The organism is Lelliottia sp. JS-SCA-14, from assembly GCF_035593345.1.
Classification (GTDB): domain Bacteria; phylum Pseudomonadota; class Gammaproteobacteria; order Enterobacterales; family Enterobacteriaceae; genus Enterobacter; species Enterobacter wanjuensis.
The window spans coordinates 1,114,934-1,139,166 of record NZ_CP141606.1; the positions used below are offsets into that span (position 1 = coordinate 1,114,934).

Genomic DNA, 24,233 nt, shown 5'->3' on the forward strand with positions numbered 1-24,233 from the left:
GGTATAGATCCTTTGTCTCAAAAACGCTCTTCCTTTGTTGTGGGCCCAGTTCGGGGTAAAATAGAGTTCAGTTAACCAGATAGCCAGGACACCGTATGCATTGCCCATTCTGTTCCGCTGTGGATACCAAAGTAATCGACTCCCGTCTTGTAGGTGAAGGCTCCTCGGTCCGCCGTCGTCGGCAGTGTCTGGTGTGCAACGAACGTTTCACCACCTTCGAGGTGGCAGAGCTGGTGATGCCGCGCGTGGTGAAAAGTAACGATGTGCGCGAGCCGTTCAACGAAGAGAAACTGCGCAGAGGGATGCTAAAAGCACTGGAAAAACGGCCAGTCAGCGCAGATGACGTCGAAATGGCGCTTAATCACATTAAATCGCATCTGCGTGGCACCGGCGAGCGCGAAGTGCCGAGCAAAATGATCGGCAACCTGGTGATGGAGCAGCTTAAAAAGCTCGATAAAGTGGCCTACATCCGCTTCGCGTCTGTCTATCGCAGCTTCGAAGACATCAAAGAATTCGGCGAAGAGATCGCCCGCCTACAGGATTAAGCCCATGCAGGATGAGATTTACATGGCGCGAGCGATGAAGCTCGCGCAGCGCGGACGATTCACCACCCATCCCAATCCGAACGTTGGCTGCGTCATTGTCAAAGACGGCGAGATCGTCGGCGAAGGTTTTCACTATCGCGCCGGTGAGCCGCACGCAGAAGTTCACGCGCTACGTATGGCGGGCGAAAAAGCCCGCGGCGCGACGGCCTATGTGACGCTGGAGCCCTGCAGCCATCACGGGCGCACGCCGCCATGCTGCGAAGCGCTAATCGCGGCGGGTGTGGCGCGGGTCGTCACCTCTATGCAGGACCCGAACCCGCAGGTGGCGGGGCGCGGACTGTATCGCCTGCAGCAAGAGGGGATCGACGTCAGCCACGGGCTGATGATGAACGATGCCGAGGCGCTGAATAAAGGTTTTCTCAAGCGCATGCGGACCGGTTTTCCGTACATCCAGCTGAAGCTGGGCGCATCCGTCGACGGTCGTACGGCGATGGCCAGCGGTGAAAGCCAGTGGATCACCTCCCCGCAGGCAAGGCGCGATGTGCAACGTCTGCGCGCGCAAAGCCATGCTATTCTCACCAGCAGTGAAACGGTGCTGGCGGATGATCCGGCGATGACCGTGCGCTGGGACGAGCTCGACGCCGACACCCAGGCGCTCTATCCGCAAGAGAATCTGCGCCAGCCGCTGCGCATTGTACTGGATCGTCAGAATCGCGTCACACCCGCGCACCGCATCGTGCAGCAGCCGGGCGAAACCTGGATTGCGCGTACCCAGGAAGATGGCCGCGAATGGCCGGAAACCGTGCGCAGCTTCATGGTGCCGGAGCATAACGGCCACATCGATTTAGTGGTGATGATGATGCTGCTCGGCAAACAGCAGGTGAACAGCATCTGGGTCGAAGCTGGCCCGACGCTTGCCGGTGCGCTGTTGCAGGCAGGGCTGGTGGATGAACTGATTGTCTACGTTGCGCCTAAACTGTTAGGTGACGATGCGCGCGGCCTGTTTGTGCTGCCCGGCCTTGAAAAACTGGCCGACGCACCGCAGCTCAAATTTAGCGAAATTCGGCAGGTTGGCCCGGACGTGTGCCTGCATTTAACCCCTGCGTGAGGCTTTCTGAAATAGAGAAGCAGTGCGCGAAGTATTATGATAAAATCCGCCCCCCTGCGGGGCCAAATGAACCCGTAAAGGAAGAGTATGAATATTATTGAAGCTGCTGTTGCTACCCCGGACGCTCGCGTCGCCATCACTATTGCGCGTTTCAACAACTTCATCAACGACAGCCTGCTGGACGGCGCGATTGACGCCCTGAAACGTATTGGCCAGGTCAAAGATGACAATATTACCGTTGTTTGGGTTCCAGGTGCCTACGAACTGCCGTTGGCAGCGGGCGCTTTGGCGAAAACCGGTAAATACGACGCGGTGATTGCGCTGGGTACGGTCATTCGTGGCGGCACTGCTCACTTCGAATACGTGGCGGGTGGTGCAAGCAATGGTCTGGCGCACGTGGCACAGGATTCTGAAATTCCTGTCGCATTCGGCGTACTGACCACCGAAAGTATTGAACAAGCCATCGAACGCGCTGGCACCAAAGCCGGTAACAAAGGTGCAGAAGCTGCACTGACCGCGCTGGAAATGATCAACGTATTGAAAGCCATTAAGGCCTGATTTTTTTGTAAGGGGAATTCCGTGAAACCTGCTGCTCGTCGCCGCGCCCGTGAGTGTGCCGTCCAGGCGCTCTACTCCTGGCAGTTGTCCCAGAACGACATCGCTGATGTTGAATACCAGTTCCTGGCGGAACAAGACGTCAAAGACGTTGACGTCCTGTACTTCCGTGAACTGCTGTCGGGAGTGGCGACTAATAGCGCGTATCTCGACGGTCTGATGAAGCCGTACCTGTCCCGTCTGCTCGAAGAGCTGGGCCAGGTTGAGAAAGCAGTGCTGCGCATTGCGCTGTTTGAGCTGTCTAAACGTCAGGATGTGCCCTACAAAGTGGCCATCAACGAAGCTATCGAACTGGCGAAAACCTTCGGTGCTGAAGACAGCCACAAATTTGTGAATGGCGTGCTGGATAAAGCCGCACCTGCGATCCGTCCCCACAAAAAGTGATCCGCAGACCGGAGTTTCGCACCGCCGCCTGGCTGTGCGGCTCCGGTTTTTTTATTTTATTTGCTGAGGCATAACGTATGGCATGCGGCGAATTCTCCCTGATTGCCCGTTATTTTGACCGTGTTCGTACCTCCCGTCTTGATGTTGAAACGGGCATTGGCGACGACTGCGCACTTCTTAATATTCCCGAAAAACAGACCCTCGCGATCAGCACCGACACTTTAGTGTGCGGGCGTCATTTCCTCGCGGATATCGATCCGGCGGATCTGGCGTACAAAGCGCTGGCGGTTAACGTGAGCGATCTGGCGGCGATGGGGGCTGACCCCGCGTGGCTGACGCTGGCGCTGACCTTGCCGAACGTCGATGAAGCCTGGCTTGAAGCCTTCAGCGACGCGCTGTTTGAGCAACTCAACTATTACGATATGCAGCTGATTGGCGGTGATACCACGGCCGGTCCGCTGTCGATGACGCTGGCGATCCACGGCTATGTGCCGGTTGGACGCGCGTTAAAACGCTCGGGTGCGAAGCCGGGCGACTGGATTTATGTCACCGGCACGCCGGGCGACAGCGCGGCGGGGCTGGCGATTTTACAGGACCGCCTTACTGTGAAAGACGCGGACGACGCGGCGTATCTGGTGAAGCGTCATCTGCGCCCGACGCCGCGCATCCTGCACGGTCAGGCCCTGCGCGAGCGTGCCAGTTCGGCGATTGATTTGTCGGATGGTTTGATTTCCGATCTTGGCCATATCCTCAAGGCCAGCGGTGTGGGCGCACGCGTCGATCTCGATACTTTCCCGCTCTCAGAGCAGATTCGTCAACACGTCGAGCCTGAACAGGCGTTGCGCTGGGCGCTGTCCGGCGGCGAAGATTACGAACTGTGCTTTACCGTGCCGGAGCTAAATCGCGGTACGCTGGATGTGGCGCTGGGGAACCTTGGCGCGCCGTTCACCTGTATCGGGCAGATTATGCCGGAGAGCGAGGGGATGCAGTTTGTGCAAAACGGCGCCCCGGTGACGCTCGACTGGAAAGGGTACGATCATTTCGCGTGATGTTGTGTGCGGCCTGTTGCCGGGTGGCGCGAGGTAAAAGCAAAACGGCAATATAATTGCCGTTTTTAATGTTTTCTCCCTCTCCCTGTGGGAGAGATACCGTCTTGTCGGTTATCCGGCAAGCGGTATTTCAGCATTAAATTCTCGTCCGGATTTCACCACGCCATAAGCCAGCTGGAGCAGTTTTCTCATCCCGGCACATACGCGTTCCTTCCCTGTCTTTCCTCTCGCTGCCAGCCTGTCCATCAGATTCTTCACCACCTCATTGCACCTTCCCGCCACCACTGCCGGCATATACAGCGCACTGCGCAGCTCTGCGTGACCCACTTTTGACAGCCTGCTTTTTCCTTTCCACATCCCCGACTCACAGCGCCGTGGATTCAGCCCGGCGTAAGCCACCAGTGCCTTACTGTCACTGAACCGTCTCAGATTACCCGCGAACGCCAGCAGGCTCACGCTCAGCATTTCACCGATCCCGGGGATGCTCTTCAGCAGTTCCCTGTCCCGCTTCAGGTCAGGGTTATCATCGATGTGCTGGCTGATTTTCTTTCGTGTTTCGTCAATCAGTTCATCCAGCATGGCGACGTGTTCATGCAGTGAGGGAACAATGACCTCGTCGGCTGCTTCAAGGCGGTTCATCTCCATCTGCCGCATCTCTTCCAGATTACGCAGGTGGCGTACCAGCGCCGTCAGCTGACGCTCGCTCAGCGGCGCAGGATACCAGGGGGCGGGTTGATACAGGGCGCAGTAGCGGGCTATCAGTGCCGCATCACTTTTGTCCGTTTTGTTGCGGGTCAGCTCCGTATTGCCAAACGCGTGTATGCGGGCGGGATTTTCGAGGCTGACACAGCAGCCGTTATCGGCCAGCAGGGTGGCAAGTTCAGTGCTGTAGCAGCCCGTCGCTTCCATGCAGACATGGCAGTCGCCAAAACGTGCCAGCCAGCTGAGGAACTCGCGGCATCCGGCAGAGGTGTTGGGGAATTTTTTGGTTTTGTATTTCTGATTAGGCAGCAGGACGGCGACATCAAATTTGAGTTTGGCGATATCAACGCCGACAGGAATAAGCTCCATCATGGCACTCCGTAACCTTATGAATAATATCGCCGGACCATCCTTATATGTGGGTGCTCAGGGCACAGGATACCGTTCGGTCTTGAGGCGACAGGGAAACAGGTTACCGGGGCATAATCTCTCCCACGGGCTCAGTGGCACCAGGGCCGGGTGATGCTCACCGGTAACCTCCCGATGATCAGTCGGGGATCTTCTCCGCAGAAGCGGAGAAGATCAAGACATAAGGGCCGGGGTGAGGGCATCAGGCCGCACAACCCTGACTACTTAAACCCCACCACCGGATGCTGCTGATACGGTGTCTCCAGCTCGGCGATCTGATCCGGCGTTAGCGTCAAATCCACCGCATTCAACAGCTCATCTAACTGTTCCTCGCGCGAAGTACCGATAATCGGTGCCGCAACTCCGCGTTTGCTCAGAAGCCATGCCAGCGCCACCTGCGCGCGCGTTGCACCCGTCTCCTCGGCGATACCTGCCAGACGTTCAGCGATCAGCGCATCGCTGGCTTCGGTGTCGTTATACAGATTCTTCCCGACTTCATCGGAAACCGAGCGCGCAGTGGTTTCCCCCCACGGACGGGTCAAACGCCCACGCGCCAGCGGGCTCCAGGGGATCACCGCCACGCCCTCCTGATAGCACAGCGGCAGCATCTCGCGCTCTTCTTCGCGATAGATCAGATTGTAGTGATCCTGCATGGTGACAAATCGCGCCCAGCCGTGCTGCGCCTGCAAATCCAGCGCCTGGGCAAACTGTGAGGCATGCATCGACGACGCGCCGATGTAGCGTGCTTTACCCGCTTTCACCACGTCGTTCAGCGCCTCCAGAGTCTCTTCGATCGGCGTGTTGTAATCCCAGCGATGGATTTGCAGCAGATCCACATACTCCATGTTCAGGCGTTTCAGGCTGTCATCAATGGAGCGCAGGATTTGCGCGCGGGAAAGCCCTTCGGTCAGATCGCCGGACGGGTAGTAAACTTTGGTGGCGACGACGACTTCGTCGCGGCGGGCAAAATCACGCAGCGCGCGGCCAACAATCTCTTCACTACTGCCGTCGGAATATCTGTTCGCGGTATCGAAGAAGTTAATGCCGCCGTCAATGGCGCGTTTGATGATAAGACGGCTGCTCTCTTCCGGGAGCGTCCAGGCATGGTTTCCCCGTGCGGGTTCACCAAAGGTCATACAGCCCAGACAAAGACGGGAAACCTTAAGATCTGTTTTTCCTAACGTATTGTATTGCATGCTTCCACTCCTGCTGATTGCTTAAAACACATCCTTTAAGCATAGCAGGAGGGAAAAGAGGGGGATGTTACGCCAGCCAGTTAAGAATTTTCGCTTCAATGCCCGTGGCATCCAGACCAATTGCCGCGCGGGCTTCGTCCTGAGTGCCTTGCGGAATAAAGTGGTCTGGCAGACCGAGATTCAGCACCGGAACCACCTTGCGATGGGCCATCAGCACTTCGTTCACGCCGCTGCCCGCGCCGCCCATAATGGCGTTTTCTTCCAGGGTCACCAGCGAATCATGGCTTGCCGCCATCTCGAGAATTAACGCTTCATCGAGCGGCTTCACAAAACGCATGTCCACCAGGGTGGCATTAAGGGATTCCGCGACTTTCGCCGCTTCCGGCATCAGAGTGCCGAAGTTGAGGATTGCCAGTTTATCACCGCGACGCTTCACGAGGCCTTTGCCGATGGGCAGTTTCGCCAGCGGCTCCAGCTCAACGCCGACCGCATTACCGCGCGGATAACGCACCGCGCTCGGGCCATCCTGATAGTGATAGCCGGTAAACAGCATCTGACGACATTCGTTCTCGTCGCTCGGTGTCATCACCACCATGTCCGGGATGCAGCGCAGGAAGGAGAGGTCGAAAGCGCCCTGGTGCGTTTGTCCGTCGGCACCGACGATACCCGCGCGGTCGATAGCAAACAGCACCGGCAGTTTCTGGATCGCCACGTCATGGATCACCTGATCGTAGGCGCGCTGCAGGAAGGTGGAGTAGATCGCCACGATCGGCTTATAGCCGCCAATCGCCAGACCGGCCGCGAAAGTCACCGCGTGCTGCTCGGCAATCGCCACGTCAAAATACTGATCCGGGAATTTTTTGGAAAACTCGACCATACCGGAGCCCTCGCGCATGGCGGGAGTCACGGCCATCAGCTTGTTATCTTTGGCCGCCGTTTCGCACAGCCAGTCGCCGAAGATTTTTGAGTAGCTCGGCATCCCGCCGCTGCTTTTCGGCAGGCAGCCGCTGGTCGGGTCGAATTTCGGTACGGCGTGGAAGGTAATAGGATCTTTTTCCGCAGGCTCGTAGCCACGCCCTTTTTTGGTCATGATGTGCAGGAACTGCGGGCCTTTCAGGTCGCGCATGTTTTTGAGCGTGGTGACCAGGCCCAGCACGTCGTGCCCGTCCACCGGGCCGATGTAGTTAAAGCCCAGCTCTTCAAACAAAGTGCCCGGCACCACCATGCCTTTGATGTGTTCTTCGGTGCGTTTCAGCAGCTCTTTGATCGGCGGTACGCCGGAGAAGACTTTTTTGCCGCCTTCGCGCAGGCTGGAGTAGAGTTTGCCCGAAAGCAGCTGCGCCAGGTGGTTGTTGAGCGCCCCGACGTTTTCTGAGATCGACATTTCGTTATCGTTGAGGATTACCAGCATATCGGGCTTGATATCGCCCGCGTGGTTCATCGCCTCAAACGCCATACCCGCCGTGATCGCGCCATCGCCAATGACGCAGACGGTGCGGCGCTGTTTGTTCTCTTTTTCTGCCGCGACGGCAATCCCGATGCCCGCAGAGATCGATGTGGACGAGTGGCCGACGCTTAACACGTCATACTCGCTCTCACCGCGCCACGGGAACGGATGCAGTCCGCCTTTCTGGCGGATGGTGCCGATTTTATCGCGACGACCGGTGAGAATTTTGTGCGGATAAGCCTGATGGCCGACATCCCAGATTAACTGGTCAAACGGCGTGTTATAGACGTAGTGCAGCGCAACGGTCAGCTCCACCGTGCCAAGCCCGGAGGCGAAATGTCCGCTGGAACGACTCACGCTGTCGAGCAGATAACGACGCAACTCGTCGCTCAGCTTCGGCAGGCTCTCTTTCGGCAACAGACGTAACTCCTGGGTGGAGTCAACCAACGCCAGTGTCGGGTATTTGGCAATATCAAAACTCATCAAAGGCTCATCGAGATTTAGTATGTTTATTTATCACGCTGGATTATATAGTCCGCTAGCGCTTCCAGTGCCGAGGTATCGAGCGATTGTGCGGCCAGCTGATTCAGCGACTGGCGGGCATCATCGATCAGGTCCCGGGCTTTACGTTGGGCTTGCTCAAGGCCCAGCAGGGCGGGGTAGGTACTTTTGCCAAGCTGCTGGTCTGCACCCTGACGTTTTCCCAATGTTGCAGTATCGCCCACCACATCCAGAATGTCATCCTGAACCTGGAAAGCCAGACCGATAGATTCGGCGTATCTGTCCAGAACCGGCAGGGCTATGCGGCCTTGCTCACCGGCGCTCAGCGCGCCCAGGCGAACGGCTGCCCGTATCAGTGCGCCGGTTTTATGACGATGAATGCGCTCCAGCTGTTCCAGATTAACCTGACGGCCTTCCGCCTCCAGATCCAGCGCCTGGCCGCCGCACATTCCGGCGATCCCGCTGGCCATCGCCAGTTCGGAGACCATCGCCAGACGGTCGCGGTCGGACACTTCGGCCATAGGCGCATCGCTCAGAATCGAGAACGCCAGGGTCTGCAACGCATCACCGGCCAGAATGGCATTGGCTTCGCCGAACTTAATGTGGCAGGTCGGCTGGCCGCGACGTAAATCGTCGTCATCCATCGCCGGTAAATCATCGTGGATCAGCGAATAAGCGTGAATACACTCCACGGCGGCGGCTGGGGCATCCAGCGTGCTGTCGCTGATGCCAAACATATTGCCCGTCGCATAGACGAGGAACGGGCGCAGACGCTTTCCACCTAAGAGTGCGCCATAGTGCATGGCTTCAACCAGTGGAGTGTTCTGAAAAGGCTGTGGTTCGATAAAACGGCGCAGCGCGTCGTTGGCCCGTTCCACACATTCCTGAAGCGCTTGGGTGAAATCCATTTACTCAGCGTCCGGTGTGAAAGGGGTCGTGGCAGCGTCTTCGCTATCGGAGAGCAGGATCTGCACGCGCTGTTCCGCCTGCTGCAGTTTAACCTGCCCCTGGCGCGCAAGCTGCACGCCGCGTTCGAATTCATTGAGCGCGTCTTCCAGCGGCAGATCGCCACTTTCCAGACGAGTGACAATTTGCTCCAGCTCACTCAGCGCAGTTTCGAAGCTGGCTGGTGCGTCATTTTTCTTCGGCATAGTGAATATTGACTCTCTTATTTTCAGCCCCGTCATGGTAGCGGACTCGGGCGGATAAGCAAATAACGCGCAATGTGCACAGGAGCACCGCTATAGTGGTATACTTCCGCGCCTGGATGCAGCCACGGGTGTGGGCTGCTGTACTCTTTTCCATCACAAGCCTTTACCGGCTTGCCAACGAAACATTGCCGCCATGAAGTTTATCATTAAATTGTTCCCGGAAATCACCATCAAAAGCCAATCTGTGCGTTTGCGCTTTATTAAAATCCTGACCGGAAACATTCGTAACGTTTTAAAAGATTATGACGAAACCCTTGCCGTGGTTCGTCACTGGGATCATGTTGAAGTACGCGCGAAAGACGAAAACAAGCGTCTGGATATTCGCGATGCGTTGACCCGCATTCCCGGTATTCACCATATTCTGGATGTGGAAGATGTTCCTTTCACCTCACTGCACAATATTTTTGAACTGGCGCTGGCCCAGTACCGCGATCAGATCGAAGGCAAAACTTTCTGCGTGCGCGTGAAGCGTCGCGGCAAGCATGAATTCAGCTCGATCGAAGCCGAACGTTATGTCGGCGGCGGTCTGAACCAGCACGTTGAAACCGCGCGCGTGAAGCTGACCAACCCGGAAGTGACCGTCAATCTGGAGATCGAAAACGATCGCCTGCTGCTGGTTAAAGGCCGTTACGAAGGGATCGGCGGTTATCCGATTGGGACTCAGGAAGACGTGCTGTCCCTGATCTCCGGCGGTTTCGACTCCGGCGTTTCCAGCTACATGCTGATGCGTCGCGGCTGCCGCGTGCACTACTGCTTCTTTAACCTCGGCGGCGCCGCGCACGAAATCGGCGTTCGTCAGGTGGCGCATTATCTGTGGAACCGCTTCGGCAGCTCCCACCGCGTGCGTTTCGTGGCGATCAACTTCGAGCCAGTGGTCGGCGAAATCCTCGAAAAAGTGGACGACGGCCAGATGGGCGTGGTGCTGAAACGTATGATGGTGCGCGCTGCGTCTAAAGTGGCCGAGCGCTACGGCGTGCAGGCGCTGGTGACGGGCGAAGCCCTGGGCCAGGTCTCCAGCCAGACGCTGACCAACCTGCGTTTGATCGATAACGTCTCCGATACGCTGATCCTGCGTCCGCTGATCTCCCACGACAAAGAGCACATCATCGATCTTGCGCGCGAAATCGGCACCGAAGATTTTGCCCGTACTATGCCGGAATACTGCGGCGTGATTTCGAAAAGCCCGACCGTGAAAGCGGTGAAGGCGAAGATCGAAGCGGAAGAGCAGAACTTCGATTTCGAGATCCTCGAAAAAGTGGTGGCCGAAGCGACGAACGTCGATATTCGTGAAATCGCCCAGCAGACCGATCAGGAAGTGGTGGAAGTGGAAACCGTCACCGGTTTCAGCGCCAACGACGTGATCGTGGATATTCGCGCCATTGACGAGCAGGACGCCAGCCCGCTGAAAGTGGAGGGTGTGGAAGTTGTCTCTCTGCCGTTCTACAAGCTGAGCACTAAGTTTGGCGATCTGGAGAAAGACAAAACCTATCTCCTGTGGTGCGAGCGCGGCGTGATGAGCCGCCTGCAGGCGCTCTATTTGCGCGAGCAGGGCTTCACCAATGTGAAGGTGTATCGCCCGTAAGTATCGCGTACCATGTAGGCCGGGTAAGGCGCAGCCGCCACCCGGCTTTTTTTTTGGGCTCGTCGCGAGGGAATCATGCATAAATACCTGGAAATAAAAGAGAAGCTTAAAAAGGATATTCTCGACCAGAAATATAAAATCGGGGAAAGCATTCCGTCCGAGCGTGACCTCGCAAGCGTGTATAACGTGACGCGGGTGACGGTGCAAAAAGCGATGGCGAACCTGGTTCAGGAAGGCTATATCGAGCGCATTCATGGCAAAGGCATGTTTGTGCTGAAAAATACCGCCAGCAATATCTATATCCTCAACAATGAAAAGAGCGACAGTATTCTCGGTTTTTCTCGCGAATTCCAGGGGCGTGTGAATGTCACCAGCCGCTTAATCACCTTTACGACCATTCAGGCCGATCCCGCGCTTTCACAACATCTTGAGATTCAGCCTGGCGACGACCTCTGGTTTATCCGTCGCGTGCGTCTTCTGGACGGTCAGCCCGTTCTGGTGGAAGACACCAATATTCCTGTGCAAACGATCGCAGATATTCCGCAGTCGGTTCTGGAAAAGGGATCGCTGTACGGTTATATCGAAGAGTACACCGGGAAAAAGATCAGCGACGCGGATTCGTTAATTGAAGCGGCACTTTTTGACCGTGAATTAGCGACGCTGCTGGATATAAAACCGGGAGACGCGATGCTAAAAATTACCGAAGTTACCCGCCTGAGCGACAAGAAAGCCTTTAACTATTCGATCAGCTATAACCGCGCGGATCTGTTCCGGGTTAAGAATCTACGTATTGAAAGATGACAGGCGCGAATGCGCCTGCCAGAGTTATTTAAAGCTGAGTCGCGGCGGCTTTATCCACCAGCATTTGCACCTGCGAATGGTTTTTTAGCAGCGTTGCCGGGATACGGGCGTCGATATCTGAGCGCAGGGTTTGCGCCACAATAGCGGCTTTTTTCTCCCCGCTGGCCATCACAATTACCGACTTCGCCGCCAGAATCGTTTTCATTCCCAGGGAAATCCCCTGTTTCACGTCGCGCGACTGACCGAAATACTTCACCGAAACCGACTGGGTAACCTCATCCAGATCGACCACGTGACACTCCGTATCAATGGCCGCTCCCGGCTCGTTAAAGCCGATATGTCCATTCATGCCGATGCCCAGCACGATCGTTTCGATCCCGCCGTGTTCACGGATGAAACGATCGACGCGGCGGCACTCCTCCGTCGGGTCAGAGGTTAAGCCGTCAAAGAAGCAGATCTGATCATCGCGCAGCGTCAGACGGCTGAAAAAATGCCCCCAGACCATCTCCCGACAGCTTCCCTTATCGGCTTTTCCCAGCCCCAGCCACTCGTCCAGGCCGACAAACGCCGCGCGGGAAAAATCGACTTTTCCTTCTTCGCAGGCCTGAACGAGGGCATCAAACACCCCGAGCGGCGTATCGCCCCCGGCAATGCAGATCAGGGCATCGGGTTTGCGCGTCACAGAATCCATCACGCGCTGGGCCACGGTGGCGCTGAGCGCCGGGTAATCTTCAACAATTTCAACGTTCATCGCAGTTCCTTAGCGTTGGTACTGAGGTAAATAAGCGTGGTTCACTTCCAGATACTCGTCGAGGATCTGCTCGGCAATGGCGGCGGATGGCACAATCGGGTTGATGCTCAGCGCCAGCAGGGCGGTGGCGTAATCCCCGGTGACGGCGGCCTCGACGGTGAGCTCTTCGTAGGCTTTGACGCTCTGGATCAGCCCGCGAATTTTCACCGGCAATCTGCCGTAGGCCAGCGGATGAGCCCCGTTTTTATCGATCACGGCGTTGGTTTCCAGGGTGACGTGATCCGGCAGATCCGGCGTTGCGCCGTTATTAACGGTATTCACCACGTGAACTTCTTTCTTGTCATTGAAAATCGAGCTGATGATCGAGCAGGCCGTGTCCGAGTACCACGCGCCGCCGCGCTGCTCCAGCTCTTTCGGTTTGTGGTTCAGGTTCGGGTCCTGATACAGCTCAAAAAGCTTTTTCTCAATCTCACGGGTTTGCTCGCCGCGCGTGCCTTTTTTCTCTGAATCGCGGATTGCTGTCTCCGTCATTTCGCGGGTCAGGAAGTAGTACTTCAGGTAGGAGATCGGATACATGTGCAGGGCGCGAGCGAAGCGCGCGGTAAAACCGATATCCGGGATGTTTTTCAGCGAGTTGTTGGCGCTGCCGACGGCCAGCTTCTCGATAAAATCATCGGTAAGATCGTCACCTTTCACGTAAATTTTATCGGCAAAAATCAGGTGGTTCAGGCCGATAATGCGCGCGTAAATATCCGCTTTTTTGACGTCATAGGCTTTGGCGATGTCCATCATCATGCTGTTGGCACCGCTGCAAATCCCGATGGTTTTGATCGCCGAATGGCGGGTGATGGCTTCGGTCACGATGCCCGCCGGGTTGGTGAAGTTAATCAGCCACGCGTTCGGGCACCATTTTTGCATCGCTTTGCAGATATCGAGCAGCACGGGAATGGTGCGCTGGGCTTTCATAAACCCGCCGGGGCCGGTGGTTTCCTGGCCGAGGACACCGTATTTCAGCGGGATTTTCTCATCATTGATGCGCGCATCCAGGAAGCCGACGCGCAGCTGGGTGGTGACGAAATCGGCATCTTTCAGGGCCGCTTCGCGATCCAGCGTCAGGTGAATGTTCATCGGAATACCGGCTTCTTCCACCATGCGCTGGGCGAGCTTGCCGACGATCTCCAGCTTCTCTTTGCCTTCTTCGATATCCAGCAGGTAGAAATCGGTGACCGGGAGTTCGTCATAGCGTTTGATAAATCCATCGATCAATTCCGGCGTATAGCTTGAGCCACCACCAATCGTGACAATTTTGAGCTTTTTCATCGTGAATCCTTTTTACAAGATGGGATCGGGAAGTTTTTCTGCTTCACGGCGCGAATGTTCTTCCGCCGCTTCGGTTTCTAACTGTTTGCGTTCTGCGAGCTTGAAAAACGGCAGCCAGACGAGGGCGGAAATAGCAATGGTGCAGACCGACCAAATCACGGCAGGAATATTGCCCCCGGTGACGAACCACGCGGCGAAAATCGGCGGCATGGTCCAGGGAATTTGCAGCACCGGGCGGCCAATGATGTCGAAATACATCAGGGCATAGGTCGAAATACACAGAATCATCGGGGTGAGGGTGAAAGGGATCATCAGCAACGGGTTGAAGACAATCGGGCAGCCAAATATCACCGGCTCGTTGATGCAAAATATCGCGGAGGGCAAAGAGAGTTTGCCGACGGATTTATAGAGCTTGCTGCGCGAGCGCATCATCGCCATCACTAACCCGAGCGTCGCGCCGGTGCCGCCGAGACACATAAAGACGATATAAAACCCGTCGGCGGTAATATGCGGAATTGGCTGGTGGTGCAAATAGGCCTGGGTGTTTTCGGCGATATATTTCAGGAAGATAGGCGCGGTGATCCCCGAAAGGACGTTATCCCCGTGGATACCGCAGCACCACAAAAGCGAGATTAAAAAGATTAATACCAGCATGCCGGGGAGCGATCCTAAGCCAGTGACCAGCGGGCTGAGAATCAGCGTGAAGAAGTTATTAATATCGAAGTTAAGAATGACCCTAACGAACCAGATAAGCGTAATCGCCACCGCCGCCGGAATCAGGCTTGCGAAAGATTGCGCGACAGCCGGGGGAACGCCGTCGGGGAGTTTGATTACCACGTTATGGTGGATAAAAAAGCGGACAATTTGCACCGTCAGTATCGACAGAATAATGGCGGAGAAAAGCCCGGCGGCACCGAGATTATCGACGTTGAGCTGATACTTATCGTTGAGCTGGGCCAGTAAAAAGACCACCATCGTGACGATGGCGCAGGTTAAAGCGTTGAGGCTGTACTCTTTCGCCAGGTTGTAGCTGATGCCGATGGCGGAAATCAGCCCGATAGCGCCGAAGGTCACGGCAACCGGCGCGCTCAGTTTCTCGGCGTAGGGGCCGAGCCAGTCGGTCCAGCCTGGAATTGGTAAATTCGCGAGGATCAGAAACAGGCTGCCGGTAATGGTAAAGGGGAGCGTCAGGGCGATGCCATTACGCACCGCCACCAGGATTTTGTTTTCGCCGACGCGAATCAGGACAGGAATGACTCTGTTCTCAAGAAATGTAATCACATTGCTTACTCCAGAAGAGATTTCTGTTCTTCGCCGTTATCTGTGTTGGTAGGGGGCGAAGTGTCTAACTGGTATATGCCAGTTGGAGTGAGTCTTTCACGGAATGAATGCGATGAGAAGCCATCTCAGAAAGAAAGATAAGAAGTGTGATTACTGCCGCAATAATGAACAGAGAAAAGAAAGGCTGGCACGGGGCCAGCCTGAAGGGAAATCTGCGCGGGGTTAGGCCTCGTAGTAGTTGTAGATCCCTGCCGCCATCACCAGGGATGACGCCACTTCATAGGCTTTTTCACGCCCAACGACCAGATCGATAATTTTGAGCGCAAAATCAATCGAGGTGCCCAGCCCCTGGCTGGTCAGCAGGTTGACGCGCGGATCCCAGACCACCCGTTTATCGACCCATTGCCCTTCCGGGATGCGGTCTTTCAGCGCCGGGAAACCGGTCATATTGCCGATCGGGAAAAGATCGTGCGGAACCAGGACGGTGGCTGCCGCGGCGCAGATGGCGGCGACAATCCGCCCGGAGAGGTGAAACTGGCGGACGGTTTCGACCAGCAGGGGGCTGTCGCGAAAGTTCTCTGCGCCCTTCAGACCGCCGGGGAGCACAATCACGTCATAATCGCCGTCAGCCACTTCGACCAGCGGCGCATCGGCCAGCAGTTTCACGCCGCGTGAGCAGACGATGGTCAGATTGCCATCGCTGGCGACGCTGGCCGTTGTTACTTTAATCCCGCCGCGCACCAGTAAATCAATGGTGGTGACCGCTTCTGTCTCTTCGCTACCAGGGGCGAGGCATACCAGTGCCGACGCGCTCATACTCACTCTCCTTACGTTTAACCATGTCATACAGGCGCACATTTTCCGGCACGCTAATGCCGTGCGCGCGGGCGCGTTTGAGCAGATATCCGGTGATGTAGTCGATCTCCGTGTGCCGCAGTGCGCGCACGTCCTGCAGCATCGAGGAGATGTTTTCCGCGGTGCTGTCGATGATCTGCTCGACGTAATAGCGGATATCATCCGCCGAGGTATGGATGCCCTCACGTTCAATCACTGCCGCGACTTCGGCGCACAGGGCGGCCACTTCCTGCGGGTGGTTTTTCAGCTCACCGTTCGGGCAGTCCAGCAGTGCCGTCAGCGGATTGATCACGCAGTTGACCGCCAGTTTGCGCCACAGCTGCGGGCGAATGTTGTTGTGCCAGGCCACGTCGGGCAGCACGTGCTGCAGCACGTCAGCGAGATAGCTGTAATCGCCGTCCTGCTCGCGCGCCGGCCCCATATGGGTGACGCCGCTTGCCACGTGGACGATGATGTTCCCGTCACGACGGGCCGCATGGGTGGTGATTGCCATCAGCAGCGGCTGGTGGATGCTTTTGAGTTCGTCAATGGTACCCATGCCGTTATGCACCAGCAAAATCGGTGTGGTGCGGGGCAGGGTGGCGGCCAGCGCTTTGACGGCGTCCGAGACCTGCCAGGCCTTGAGCGTGACCAGCAGCAGGTCGCTTTGCGCCAGGAAATCGGGATCGTTGGCGGTGAGCGATTCGTTAAAGATACTTCCATCTTCATCGATCAGGTTTACACTGCAATACGGCTGGGGGACGCGTAGCCAGCCTTGTACCTCGTGTCCATGTTTGCACAGTGCGGTGAGCCAAAGCTGGCCCAGGGCTCCGCATCCGAGCACGGTAATTTTCATTGTTCCTCCTCACCTGCAACTACGCCAGGCGTGTCGGTTAAGTATAGCGCCGTCAGCTAAGCTTCTGTTGAGTTATGCCTCGTTGCGGGTATTATGCAACGCAACAAAAGTAAAGGGAGAAGAAAAGATGCCATCTTTCGATATTGTTTCAGAAGTTGATATCCAGGAAGTCCGCAACGGCGTGGATAACGCCAGCCGTGAAGTTGAGTCACGTTTCGATTTTCGTGGCGTAGAGGCGAGTTTTGAGCTGAACGACGCGAATAAGACCATCAAGGTGTTGAGCGAGTCCGATTTCCAGGTCAATCAGTTACTGGATATTCTGCGCGCCAAGCTGCTCAAACGCGGCATTGAAGGGACGTCTCTGGACGTGCCGGAAGAGTTCGTGCACAGCGGCAAAACCTGGTTTGTAGAAGCCAAGCTTAAGCAGGGCATTGAGAGCGCGATGCAGAAGAAGATCGTTAAGCTCATCAAAGACAGCAAGCTGAAAGTGCAGGCGCAAATTCAGGGCGAAGAGATTCGCGTCACCGGTAAGGCGCGCGACGATCTGCAGGCGGTCATGGCGCTGGTGCGCGGCGGCGACCTGGGTCAGCCGTTCCAGTTTAAGAACTTCCGCGATTAAAAACGAAAATGCCCGGCACACACGCCGGGCATTTTTTCAGGCTTTGATAGCCTGCTCCACTTCGAAGCGGTTGGTGACTTTACTGTCGATTTTGACGTAAGCGCTGCGCTCTTCCGGGACGATTAACACTTCACTTATCCCTTCTGTGGCTTCCAGCCGTTGTTTCAGCGTGTCGCTTATCTCTATACCGTCCGGGATTTCCACTCGCAGGCTGCTGACATAGCGCGGCTCTTTCATGGTGCTGGCGACCAGCAGCCAGACCATTGCCAGCAGCGCGCCCGCGAGAAACACGGTCTGCGAATCAAATAATCCGTCTACCCAGCCGCCGAGCGAGCCGCCGATGGCGACACCCAGGAACTGGCTGGTGGAGTAAATCCCCATCGCCGTACCTTTGTATCCGGCAGGGGATTCTTTACTGATCAGCGACGGCAGCAGGGCTTCCATCAGATTGAACGCAAGGAAGAACAGCTGCACGCCAAGGACCAGTTCCCAGAAGTGCGGGCCGGAGCCCCAGAGCACAATTTCCGCGATTAACAGCAGCGCCACGCACCCAAGAAACACGCGCTTCATGCGGCGTTTCACTTCGGCGTAGATGATAAAAGGCACGACGGAGGCGAAGGAGATCAGCATCGTCACCAGATAGATTTTCCAGTGCTCTTCCGCCGGGAACCCAGCTGCCGCCAGCTGGCCGGGCAGGGCCACGAAGGTGGACATCAGCAGGATGTGCAGGCACATAATGCCGAAGTTGAGTTTCAGCAGGCGCGGTTCGACGATGACCTTGCTAAAGCAGCCTTTCACCATCCCCGACTCGCGGTTCAGGACGTGATTTTTGCTATCTGGTACGACCCAGACCGTCAGCGCAATGCCGATGGTGGCCAGCACGGCAATCATCCAGAACAGGGCGTTCAGGCCAAGTTTATGGGTAATGATCGGGCCGAGGACCATGGCGATGGCGAAGGTGATGCCAAAGCTGACGCCGATAAAGGCCATCGCTTTGGTCCGGTTCTGTTCGCGGGTTAAATCGGACAGCAGCGCCATGACGGCGGCGGCAATCGCGCCTGAGCCTTGCAGCGCACGGCCAAGAATAATGCCCCAGATGGAGTCCGACAGCGCGGCAATGATGCTGCCGAGCACAAAGATCATCAGGCCGCCGACGATCAGCGGTTTACGGCCAACGCGATCGGATAGTAATCCGAAAGGGATCTGGAAGACCGCCTGGGCGAGGCCATAAATACCAATCGCCAGACCGATCAACGCTTCGCTGGCGCCCTGAAGCGCCATACCATAGGTGGTCAGAACAGGCAGGACCATAAACATGCCGAGCATGCGCAGCGAGAAAACAGTCCCTAAACCCCAGGTCGCGCGCAGTTCGCCTGGTGTCATTTTATAATCGTTCATTACCACCTCTGATCAAAAGCAGGCACTAGTGTAGTGCCTGGGCAGGTAGGGGTAAACGGTTGGTTGTTTAATAAATATTACAGGCTGGAGTGCCTTATTCTATGAATAAAAACGCGCTGAGAAACCTTTCATATTGGCGGGTTTTTAAATTTCGCAACACCCGGGAAACTGTCCCTCACCGATTGTAATGAAGGACAACTGCAAGGATTAATTATATTCCAGAGCCATCACAATAGATGTGCTGATATCACCTGGTGAGGAGTTTCCTTTGGAATAGGCATAAGTTTGCATATTGAAGACCGGGTTTTCCCCTTTCACGATATCCAGTTTATAGGTCTTGCCATTCCCTAAGCCCGACGTACTGCTTCGTTGCAGAACAATCCCGACATTACCCGCAGCATTGGTCGCTGCGGTGTTGTTATACATAAATTCGGGCAAGACATCTGATTGCGAGCCGCTAAATGTAGCTGTTACGCTGCTGGAACCTGATGGGCAGTTCGTCAGGGTGATGGTGATGTTTTGTGTCGCAGAAATTGCGCCTACCGCGTCATTTGCCGGAATAGCATCTCCAACATCGATATTTTTGACAACATCATCCGGGCTGATCACACAGGGACTCGCAACGACTTTCCCGGTGACGTTGATGGTAACGTTATCTGCGGCCTGAGCTGTAACAAGCACGGTGCTAAAAAGGCTCGCTGCACAAATAAATAAACGTAAGAATTTCATTGTCTATTTTAATCCTGTAAATTTGTTCTTAAGTAAATCAGAAAAGCATCTCTTGATATTTGTTAATTATATTCAAAGCTCATCACAATTGATGCGCTGATATCACCCGGTGTTGCATTTCCCAAAGAGTAAGCGTTCGTTTGCAAATAAAAGACTGGGTTAACACCGCTGGTAACATCGACTTTGTAGGTTTTACCGTTACCCATCCCAGTTGAATCACTATATTGCAGCACGACAGCCACGTTTTTAGCGGCGTTCTCTGTTGCCGAGTTGGCGTAAGCAAAATCAGGTTGCATGCTTGCAGGTGTACCGCTAAATGTTGCGATAACGCTGCTTGTGCCGGATGGACAATCGGTTAACGTGATGGTGAATTTTTGTCGTTCACCCATTGTCCCGACCGCATCTTTTGCGGGAATCTCGTCTCCAAGGCTAATATTCTTTACGAGATCATCCGGGCTGATCTGACAAGGGCTGGCGATGACTTTACCTGAGACATTGATGCTGGCACTGCTAGTCGCCTGCGCGTTGATACAGAGAGTACAGAAAAGGCTTACTGTACAAACAAATAAGCGTAATAACTTCATTATCTATTTTAATCCTATAAATATTTTTGACTGACTACACCCGTTGCCGAGATATTATTCGACATTCCTTGGGTATACATTTTTTCAGAGAGATGCAGGTGTTACATCCCGGTAATTATCAATAGATAAATCGAATTAAAATTTATATATGTGATAACGAATTGCTTATTAGCCAATTAAAATCAGAAGATAATAGTTTCATTCAGAGCAGAGGCGGCATGAAGAAATCCCATTGCCTGATATAAAAGCAATGCCATCGCCATTTGCGGTTAATGAAAAATGTTCACTTTGATGCGAGGATTTTGCATCAGGAGAGAGAGTGGCTCAACGAGCCCGGTATCTAAAAGTAGACCCTGAAGTTTTTACAGGTAGAGAAGAAGGGGGGAATTTGACCAGATTCTCTGGATTTACAGACCATTGCAAACAAAAAAGTCCCGGTCTTGCGACCAGGACTTTTTACAGGTTTACGTGATTATCTTGCTGACTTACCAAACGTAAGTCAGCAAATTGTGTGAATCTGGCACCATAAAGTCGACGGACATCATCACGGAAAGCGAAGTGATAGCGACAATCGAGAACACAAACAGCTTACGTGCCCAGACTTTGTCGTCTTCCACTTTGTACCCGCGCAGCGCCATCCCGAGCCACCAGACGCTCACTGCCGCAGCCACCACCAGATATTTATATCCGGCGTAACCGCCAAGCGAGAGCATCAGCGTCGCCACGGCGAAAGCGATGATGTACAGCGTGATGTGATTCTTGGCAACCGAAATACCTTTCACGACCGGCAGAACCGGGATGTTCGCTGCCTGATAATCCTTAAAGCGGAAAATCGCGATGGCATAGGAGTGCGGCATCTGCCACAGGCTAAAGATAGCCAGCAGGATCAGCGCACCGCTGTCGAACTCGTTCGTGACGGCGCAGTAGCCAATCACCGGCGGCGCAGCGCCGGAGAGAGAACCAATCAGCGTACCGTAGACGGAGTGACGTTTCATATACAGGCTGTAGACGCCCACATACACCACGAAACCCATCACCCCCAGCCAGCAGGCCAGAGGGTTGGCACCAAACCACAGCAGCATAAAGCCAGCAAAGCCCAGCAAGGTGGCGTACACCAGCGAGACGGCAGGAGATATCAGGCCTTTGACAAGCACCCGATTCTTGGTCCTTTCCATCTTCCTGTCGATATCCATGTCGATGTAGTTGTTAAATACACAACCGGACGCAACCACCAGTGACACACCGATCAGCGTGGATGCAAAGAGGGTGTAATCGATGCTGCCCTTAGAGGCCAGCAGGAACCCTCCGATCACGGAGATCAGGTTGCCAAAGATGATGCCTGGTTTCGTTACTTGCAGGTATTGCTTAAACATACTCGCCGCTCTTAGTGAACCATCATGTTGTAGTTCAGGTTCCACATAATCCAGATGGAACCGACTACCAGGATAGCGATGATAATCACGGTAAAGATGAAGGCCGTCATGTTCCAGCCCTCATCGGATTTGGTGTTCATGTGCAGGAAGCAAACCAGATGCACCAGAATCTGTACCACAGCGGAGATCAGGACCGTGCCCAGAATCACCGTGTGAGAAGCCGTTCCGCTCATCACCATCCAGAACGGGAGTGCCGTCAGGATGATCGACAGGATGAAACCTGTCATGTAGGTTTTCACGCTACCGTGGGAAGCGCCATGATCGTTAGTATGACTCATTACATCGCCCCCATCAGATAGACAACCGAGAACACGCAGATCCACACCACGTCCAGGAAGTGCCAGAACAGACTCAGGCACATGATACGGGTGCGGTTAGTATTGGTCAGGCCGCGACGATAAACCTGGAACATCAGCACCGCCATCCAGATCAGACCAGATGTGACGTGCAGACCGTGGGTACCGACCAGCGCGAAGAACGCTGACAGGAAGCCACTGCGATCCGGGCCCATGCCTTCAGCAATCAGGTGATGGAATTCATAGAGTTCCATCCCGATAAATCCAGCACCAAACAGCCAGGTCAACGCCAGCCAGGAGACAACCTGGCTCTTGTTGTTTTTGTACATGGCGATCGCCGCCATGCCGTAGGTGATGGAGCTGAACAACAGCAGAGCGGTTTCGACCAGAACGAACGGCAGTTCGAAAATGTCCTTACCAGTCGGGCCGCCCGCTGTGCCGTTCACCAGAACGGCATAGGTCGCGAACAGACAGCAGAACAGAATGCAGTCGCTCATCAGGTAGATCCAGAAGCCGAAGACTTTCATCGGCCCTGTATCGTGGTGCGCGTGGTCATGCGCATGGGCAGTTGGGTGCGCCAAAGTATCAGTTGCCATTTTTCAGCCCCGCTTTAGAAATCTCATCGAAATGCTGGTTTTCCAGTTTTTCGACTTCACGGACTGGTACGTAGTAGTCCACGTCCTCGTCAAAGCTCTTCACAATCCAGCTAATGATCACGCCAGCGAAGCTCGCGATGGCCAGCCACCAGATATGCCAGATCATGGCGAAGCCAAATACCGTTGCGAAGGCGGCAATCACAATGCCCGCGCCGCTGTTTTTCGGCATGTGGATCTCTTCGTAATGAGCAGGTTGCTTGTACGCTTCGCCTTTTTCTTTCATTTCCCAGAATGCGTCGCGCTCATGGATCTGCGGCACAATGGCAAAGTTATAGAACGGAGGCGGGGAGGAGGTTGCCCACTCCAGCGTACGGCCACCCCATGGATCACCGGTCAGGTCACGGTTCTGCTCGCGGTCGCGAATAGAGACATAGAACTGAATCAGCTGACATGCGATACCCATTGCGATCAGCACTGCACCACAGGCTGCAACAACCAGCATTGGGTGGAACTGCGGATCAATCTGCTGGCTCAGGCGACGGGTCATACCCATGAAGCCCAGCACATACAGCGGCATGAATGCCACGAAGAAGCCCACAATCCAGAGCCAGAACGCACGTTTGCCCCAGGTTTCGTTCAGCGTGAAGCCGAAGGCTTTTGGCCACCAGTAGGTTACGCCAGCGAAGCAGCCGAAGACGACGCCGCCGATGATAACGTTATGGAAGTGCGCAATCAGGAACAGACTGTTGTGCAGAACGAAGTCAGCACCCGGTACCGCCAGCAGTACGCCGGTCATGCCACCCACAGAGAAGGTGACGATGAAGCCGATGGTCCACAGCATTGCTGAGTGGAACACGATACGGCCCTGATACATGGTGAACAGCCAGTTGAAGATCTTCACCCCGGTCGGGATGGCGATAATCATGGTGGTAATACCGAAGAAGGCGTTTACGTTCGCGCCCGCACCCATGGTGAAGAAGTGGTGCAGCCAAACGATGAACGACAGGACGGTAATACACACGGTTGCCCACACCAGTGAGGTGTAACCAAACAGACGTTTACGCGAGAAGGTCGCTGCGATTTCGGAGAACACACCGAAGACCGGCAGAACCAGGATGTACACTTCAGGGTGACCCCATGCCCAAATCAGGTTGATGTACATCATCATGTTACCGCCCATATCATTGGTGAAGAAATGGGTGCCCAGATAGCGATCCAGGGTCAGCAACGCGACGGTAACCGTCAGAATTGGGAAGGACGCGATAATCAGGATGTTGGCGCACAGAGATGCCCAGGTAAATACCGGCATCTTGAACATGGTCATGCCAGGGGCACGCATCTTGATAATGGTCACGAAGAAGTTAATACCGGTCAGGGTTGTACCGATACCGGAGAGCTGAATCGCCCAAATCCAGTAATCGACGCCAACACCAGGACTGTATTCAATTCCCGAAAGCGGTGGGTATGCCAGCCAGCCGGTCTGTGCGAATTCGCCCACACCCAGTGACAGGTTAACCAGGATTACACCGACAACCGTGAACCAGAAGCTCAGGTTGTTCAGGAACGGGAACGCCACGTCGCGCGCGCCGATTTGCAGCGGCACAACTACGTTCATCAGACCGATAACCAGCGGCATCGCCACGAAGAAGATCATAATCACGCCGTGCGCGGTAAAGATCTGGTCGTAGTGGTGCGGTGGCAGGAAGCCGGCCTCACCTGCCGAAGCAAGTGCCTGTTGGCTACGCATCATGATTGCATCGGCAAAGCCACGAATTAACATGACGATACCGACGATGCAGTACATGATACCGAGTTTTTTGTGGTCAACCGAAGTCAGCCACTCATTCCACAGGTAGCTCCACTTACCGAAGTAAGTGATCAGGCCCAGTAAGGCCGCGCCACCAATGATAATTGCAGCAATCGTAACCACGATAATCGGTTCATGGTACGGCACTGCATCCAGTGTCAATTTTCCGAACATTTTCTT

At 55.0% G+C, this 24,233-nt stretch carries 25 protein-coding genes; 8 read left to right on the forward strand and 17 right to left on the reverse strand.

What is annotated here, in order from left to right; translation table 11 throughout:
• Nucleotides 1–95: 95 nt before the first annotated feature.
• From nrdR to thiL, 5 genes are all read left to right on the forward strand, one after another.
• Complete coding sequence (gene nrdR, locus U9O48_RS05160) at nucleotides 96–545, forward strand: transcriptional regulator NrdR (RefSeq protein ID WP_064325018.1); 450 nt, start codon at nucleotides 96–98, stop codon at nucleotides 543–545.
• 4 nt (nucleotides 546–549) lie between these two features.
• Complete coding sequence (gene ribD / locus U9O48_RS05165; RefSeq protein ID WP_324723712.1) at nucleotides 550–1,653, forward strand: bifunctional diaminohydroxyphosphoribosylaminopyrimidine deaminase/5-amino-6-(5-phosphoribosylamino)uracil reductase RibD; 1,104 nt, start codon at nucleotides 550–552, stop codon at nucleotides 1,651–1,653.
• An 87-nt stretch (nucleotides 1,654–1,740) separates the two neighbouring features.
• The gene (ribE, locus tag U9O48_RS05170) at nucleotides 1,741–2,211 is read left to right on the forward strand and encodes a 6,7-dimethyl-8-ribityllumazine synthase (RefSeq protein WP_095280979.1); all 471 of its coding nucleotides are present in this window, start codon (nucleotides 1,741–1,743) and stop codon (nucleotides 2,209–2,211) included.
• 21 nt (nucleotides 2,212–2,232) lie between these two features.
• On the forward strand, nucleotides 2,233–2,652 hold the full coding sequence (gene nusB, locus U9O48_RS05175; protein WP_100777425.1) for a transcription antitermination factor NusB: 420 nt from the start codon (nucleotides 2,233–2,235) through the stop codon (nucleotides 2,650–2,652).
• A 77-nt stretch (nucleotides 2,653–2,729) separates the two neighbouring features.
• Nucleotides 2,730–3,701, forward strand: a complete 972-nt coding sequence (thiL, locus tag U9O48_RS05180; protein ID WP_285153319.1) for a thiamine-phosphate kinase — start codon at nucleotides 2,730–2,732, stop codon at nucleotides 3,699–3,701.
• A 111-nt stretch (nucleotides 3,702–3,812) separates the two neighbouring features.
• Here thiL and U9O48_RS05185 read toward each other — a convergent pair whose 3' ends face one another.
• The 5 genes from U9O48_RS05185 to xseB all read right to left on the reverse strand — a co-directional run bounded on the left by U9O48_RS05185 (nucleotide 3,813) and on the right by xseB (nucleotide 9,106).
• A complete protein-coding gene (locus U9O48_RS05185; RefSeq protein ID WP_285143723.1) occupies nucleotides 3,813–4,775 on the reverse strand; it encodes an IS110 family transposase in 963 nt (320 codons plus the stop codon).
• 257 nt (nucleotides 4,776–5,032) lie between these two features.
• Entirely contained in the window at nucleotides 5,033–6,007 is a 975-nt protein-coding gene (locus U9O48_RS05190; RefSeq protein WP_324723715.1) for an aldo/keto reductase, read from the reverse strand.
• 67 nt (nucleotides 6,008–6,074) lie between these two features.
• Nucleotides 6,075–7,937 carry a 1-deoxy-D-xylulose-5-phosphate synthase gene (dxs, locus tag U9O48_RS05195; RefSeq protein WP_324723717.1) on the reverse strand — a complete coding sequence of 621 codons (1,863 nt, stop codon included), beginning with the start codon at nucleotides 7,935–7,937 and terminating at the stop codon, nucleotides 6,075–6,077.
• A 26-nt stretch (nucleotides 7,938–7,963) separates the two neighbouring features.
• On the reverse strand, nucleotides 7,964–8,863 hold the full coding sequence (gene ispA / locus U9O48_RS05200) for a (2E,6E)-farnesyl diphosphate synthase (RefSeq protein ID WP_324723718.1): 900 nt from the start codon (nucleotides 8,861–8,863) through the stop codon (nucleotides 7,964–7,966).
• A complete protein-coding gene (xseB, locus tag U9O48_RS05205; protein ID WP_100777420.1) occupies nucleotides 8,864–9,106 on the reverse strand; it encodes an exodeoxyribonuclease VII small subunit in 243 nt (80 codons plus the stop codon).
• 193 nt (nucleotides 9,107–9,299) lie between these two features.
• On the opposite strand from xseB, the gene thiI reads away from it, so the two are divergent.
• Both thiI and U9O48_RS05215 read left to right on the forward strand, forming a co-directional pair.
• Complete coding sequence (thiI, locus tag U9O48_RS05210; protein WP_285153324.1) at nucleotides 9,300–10,748, forward strand: tRNA uracil 4-sulfurtransferase ThiI; 1,449 nt, start codon at nucleotides 9,300–9,302, stop codon at nucleotides 10,746–10,748.
• A 75-nt stretch (nucleotides 10,749–10,823) separates the two neighbouring features.
• The gene (locus U9O48_RS05215; protein ID WP_324723719.1) at nucleotides 10,824–11,549 is read left to right on the forward strand and encodes a GntR family transcriptional regulator; all 726 of its coding nucleotides are present in this window, start codon (nucleotides 10,824–10,826) and stop codon (nucleotides 11,547–11,549) included.
• Between the two features lie 28 nt (nucleotides 11,550–11,577).
• On the opposite strand, the gene U9O48_RS05220 is transcribed toward U9O48_RS05215, so the two are convergent.
• The 5 genes from U9O48_RS05220 to panE all read right to left on the reverse strand — a co-directional run bounded on the left by U9O48_RS05220 (nucleotide 11,578) and on the right by panE (nucleotide 16,591).
• On the reverse strand, nucleotides 11,578–12,300 hold the full coding sequence (locus tag U9O48_RS05220) for a glucosamine-6-phosphate deaminase (RefSeq protein ID WP_324723720.1): 723 nt from the start codon (nucleotides 12,298–12,300) through the stop codon (nucleotides 11,578–11,580).
• Nucleotides 12,301–12,309: 9 nt separating this feature from the next.
• A complete protein-coding gene (locus tag U9O48_RS05225) occupies nucleotides 12,310–13,620 on the reverse strand; it encodes a 6-phospho-beta-glucosidase (protein WP_324723722.1) in 1,311 nt (436 codons plus the stop codon).
• A gap of 12 nt (nucleotides 13,621–13,632) precedes the next feature.
• Nucleotides 13,633–14,901, reverse strand: coding sequence for a PTS sugar transporter subunit IIC (locus tag U9O48_RS05230; RefSeq protein ID WP_282492631.1), 1,269 nt, complete (start codon nucleotides 14,899–14,901; stop codon nucleotides 13,633–13,635).
• A 222-nt stretch (nucleotides 14,902–15,123) separates the two neighbouring features.
• A complete protein-coding gene (yajL, locus tag U9O48_RS05235; RefSeq protein ID WP_324723723.1) occupies nucleotides 15,124–15,717 on the reverse strand; it encodes a protein deglycase YajL in 594 nt (197 codons plus the stop codon).
• Nucleotides 15,680–16,591: a 2-dehydropantoate 2-reductase gene (gene panE, locus U9O48_RS05240; RefSeq protein ID WP_285153334.1), complete on the reverse strand. Its 912-nt coding sequence runs from the start codon at nucleotides 16,589–16,591 to the stop codon at nucleotides 15,680–15,682. Before panE ends, yajL begins: the two co-directional genes overlap by 38 nt.
• A gap of 127 nt (nucleotides 16,592–16,718) precedes the next feature.
• On the opposite strand from panE, the gene U9O48_RS05245 reads away from it, so the two are divergent.
• Nucleotides 16,719–17,210, forward strand: a complete 492-nt coding sequence (locus U9O48_RS05245; RefSeq protein ID WP_095280993.1) for a YajQ family cyclic di-GMP-binding protein — start codon at nucleotides 16,719–16,721, stop codon at nucleotides 17,208–17,210.
• A 36-nt stretch (nucleotides 17,211–17,246) separates the two neighbouring features.
• On the opposite strand, the gene U9O48_RS05250 is transcribed toward U9O48_RS05245, so the two are convergent.
• The 7 genes from U9O48_RS05250 to cyoB all read right to left on the reverse strand — a co-directional run bounded on the left by U9O48_RS05250 (nucleotide 17,247) and on the right by cyoB (nucleotide 24,227).
• Nucleotides 17,247–18,608 carry an MFS transporter gene (locus tag U9O48_RS05250; protein WP_324723725.1) on the reverse strand — a complete coding sequence of 454 codons (1,362 nt, stop codon included), beginning with the start codon at nucleotides 18,606–18,608 and terminating at the stop codon, nucleotides 17,247–17,249.
• 207 nt (nucleotides 18,609–18,815) lie between these two features.
• Nucleotides 18,816–19,337 (reverse strand): fimbrial protein, encoded by a 522-nt coding sequence (locus U9O48_RS05255; RefSeq protein ID WP_324723726.1) that lies wholly within the window; start codon nucleotides 19,335–19,337, stop codon nucleotides 18,816–18,818.
• Nucleotides 19,338–19,399: 62 nt separating this feature from the next.
• Nucleotides 19,400–19,921 (reverse strand): fimbrial protein, encoded by a 522-nt coding sequence (locus U9O48_RS05260; protein WP_324723728.1) that lies wholly within the window; start codon nucleotides 19,919–19,921, stop codon nucleotides 19,400–19,402.
• A 485-nt stretch (nucleotides 19,922–20,406) separates the two neighbouring features.
• Entirely contained in the window at nucleotides 20,407–21,294 is an 888-nt protein-coding gene (cyoE, locus tag U9O48_RS05265) for a heme o synthase (RefSeq protein ID WP_100777411.1), read from the reverse strand.
• Nucleotides 21,295–21,305: 11 nt separating this feature from the next.
• Complete coding sequence (locus U9O48_RS05270) at nucleotides 21,306–21,632, reverse strand: cytochrome o ubiquinol oxidase subunit IV (RefSeq protein WP_100777410.1); 327 nt, start codon at nucleotides 21,630–21,632, stop codon at nucleotides 21,306–21,308.
• Nucleotides 21,632–22,246: a cytochrome o ubiquinol oxidase subunit III gene (locus U9O48_RS05275; protein WP_095280996.1), complete on the reverse strand. Its 615-nt coding sequence runs from the start codon at nucleotides 22,244–22,246 to the stop codon at nucleotides 21,632–21,634. Before U9O48_RS05275 ends, U9O48_RS05270 begins: the two co-directional genes overlap by 1 nt.
• On the reverse strand, nucleotides 22,236–24,227 hold the full coding sequence (cyoB, locus tag U9O48_RS05280; protein ID WP_282492627.1) for a cytochrome o ubiquinol oxidase subunit I: 1,992 nt from the start codon (nucleotides 24,225–24,227) through the stop codon (nucleotides 22,236–22,238). Before cyoB ends, U9O48_RS05275 begins: the two co-directional genes overlap by 11 nt.
• Between the last annotated feature and the right edge of the window lie 6 nt (nucleotides 24,228–24,233).

Coding starts and splice junctions, on each gene's coding strand:
- U9O48_RS05185 (WP_285143723.1), bottom strand. CDS start 4,775: ATGATGGAGCTTATTCCTGTCGGCGTTGATATCGCCAAACTCAAATTT.
- U9O48_RS05255 (WP_324723726.1), bottom strand. CDS start 19,337: ATGAAATTCTTACGTTTATTTATTTGTGCAGCGAGCCTTTTTAGCACC.
- U9O48_RS05245 (WP_095280993.1), top strand. CDS start 16,719: ATGCCATCTTTCGATATTGTTTCAGAAGTTGATATCCAGGAAGTCCGC.
- cyoE (WP_100777411.1), bottom strand. CDS start 21,294: ATGTTTAAGCAATACCTGCAAGTAACGAAACCAGGCATCATCTTTGGC.
- U9O48_RS05250 (WP_324723725.1), bottom strand. CDS start 18,608: ATGAACGATTATAAAATGACACCAGGCGAACTGCGCGCGACCTGGGGT.
- ribE (WP_095280979.1), top strand. CDS start 1,741: ATGAATATTATTGAAGCTGCTGTTGCTACCCCGGACGCTCGCGTCGCC.
- panE (WP_285153334.1), bottom strand. CDS start 16,591: ATGAAAATTACCGTGCTCGGATGCGGAGCCCTGGGCCAGCTTTGGCTC.
- U9O48_RS05190 (WP_324723715.1), bottom strand. CDS start 6,007: ATGCAATACAATACGTTAGGAAAAACAGATCTTAAGGTTTCCCGTCTT.
- U9O48_RS05260 (WP_324723728.1), bottom strand. CDS start 19,921: ATGAAGTTATTACGCTTATTTGTTTGTACAGTAAGCCTTTTCTGTACT.
- ribD (WP_324723712.1), top strand. CDS start 550: ATGCAGGATGAGATTTACATGGCGCGAGCGATGAAGCTCGCGCAGCGC.
- nrdR (WP_064325018.1), top strand. CDS start 96: ATGCATTGCCCATTCTGTTCCGCTGTGGATACCAAAGTAATCGACTCC.
- xseB (WP_100777420.1), bottom strand. CDS start 9,106: ATGCCGAAGAAAAATGACGCACCAGCCAGCTTCGAAACTGCGCTGAGT.
- U9O48_RS05215 (WP_324723719.1), top strand. CDS start 10,824: ATGCATAAATACCTGGAAATAAAAGAGAAGCTTAAAAAGGATATTCTC.
- U9O48_RS05270 (WP_100777410.1), bottom strand. CDS start 21,632: ATGAGTCATACTAACGATCATGGCGCTTCCCACGGTAGCGTGAAAACC.
- ispA (WP_324723718.1), bottom strand. CDS start 8,863: ATGGATTTCACCCAAGCGCTTCAGGAATGTGTGGAACGGGCCAACGAC.
- thiI (WP_285153324.1), top strand. CDS start 9,300: ATGAAGTTTATCATTAAATTGTTCCCGGAAATCACCATCAAAAGCCAA.
- yajL (WP_324723723.1), bottom strand. CDS start 15,717: ATGAGCGCGTCGGCACTGGTATGCCTCGCCCCTGGTAGCGAAGAGACA.
- thiL (WP_285153319.1), top strand. CDS start 2,730: ATGGCATGCGGCGAATTCTCCCTGATTGCCCGTTATTTTGACCGTGTT.
- cyoB (WP_282492627.1), bottom strand. CDS start 24,227: ATGTTCGGAAAATTGACACTGGATGCAGTGCCGTACCATGAACCGATT.
- dxs (WP_324723717.1), bottom strand. CDS start 7,937: ATGAGTTTTGATATTGCCAAATACCCGACACTGGCGTTGGTTGACTCC.
- U9O48_RS05225 (WP_324723722.1), bottom strand. CDS start 13,620: ATGAAAAAGCTCAAAATTGTCACGATTGGTGGTGGCTCAAGCTATACG.
- U9O48_RS05275 (WP_095280996.1), bottom strand. CDS start 22,246: ATGGCAACTGATACTTTGGCGCACCCAACTGCCCATGCGCATGACCAC.
- U9O48_RS05220 (WP_324723720.1), bottom strand. CDS start 12,300: ATGAACGTTGAAATTGTTGAAGATTACCCGGCGCTCAGCGCCACCGTG.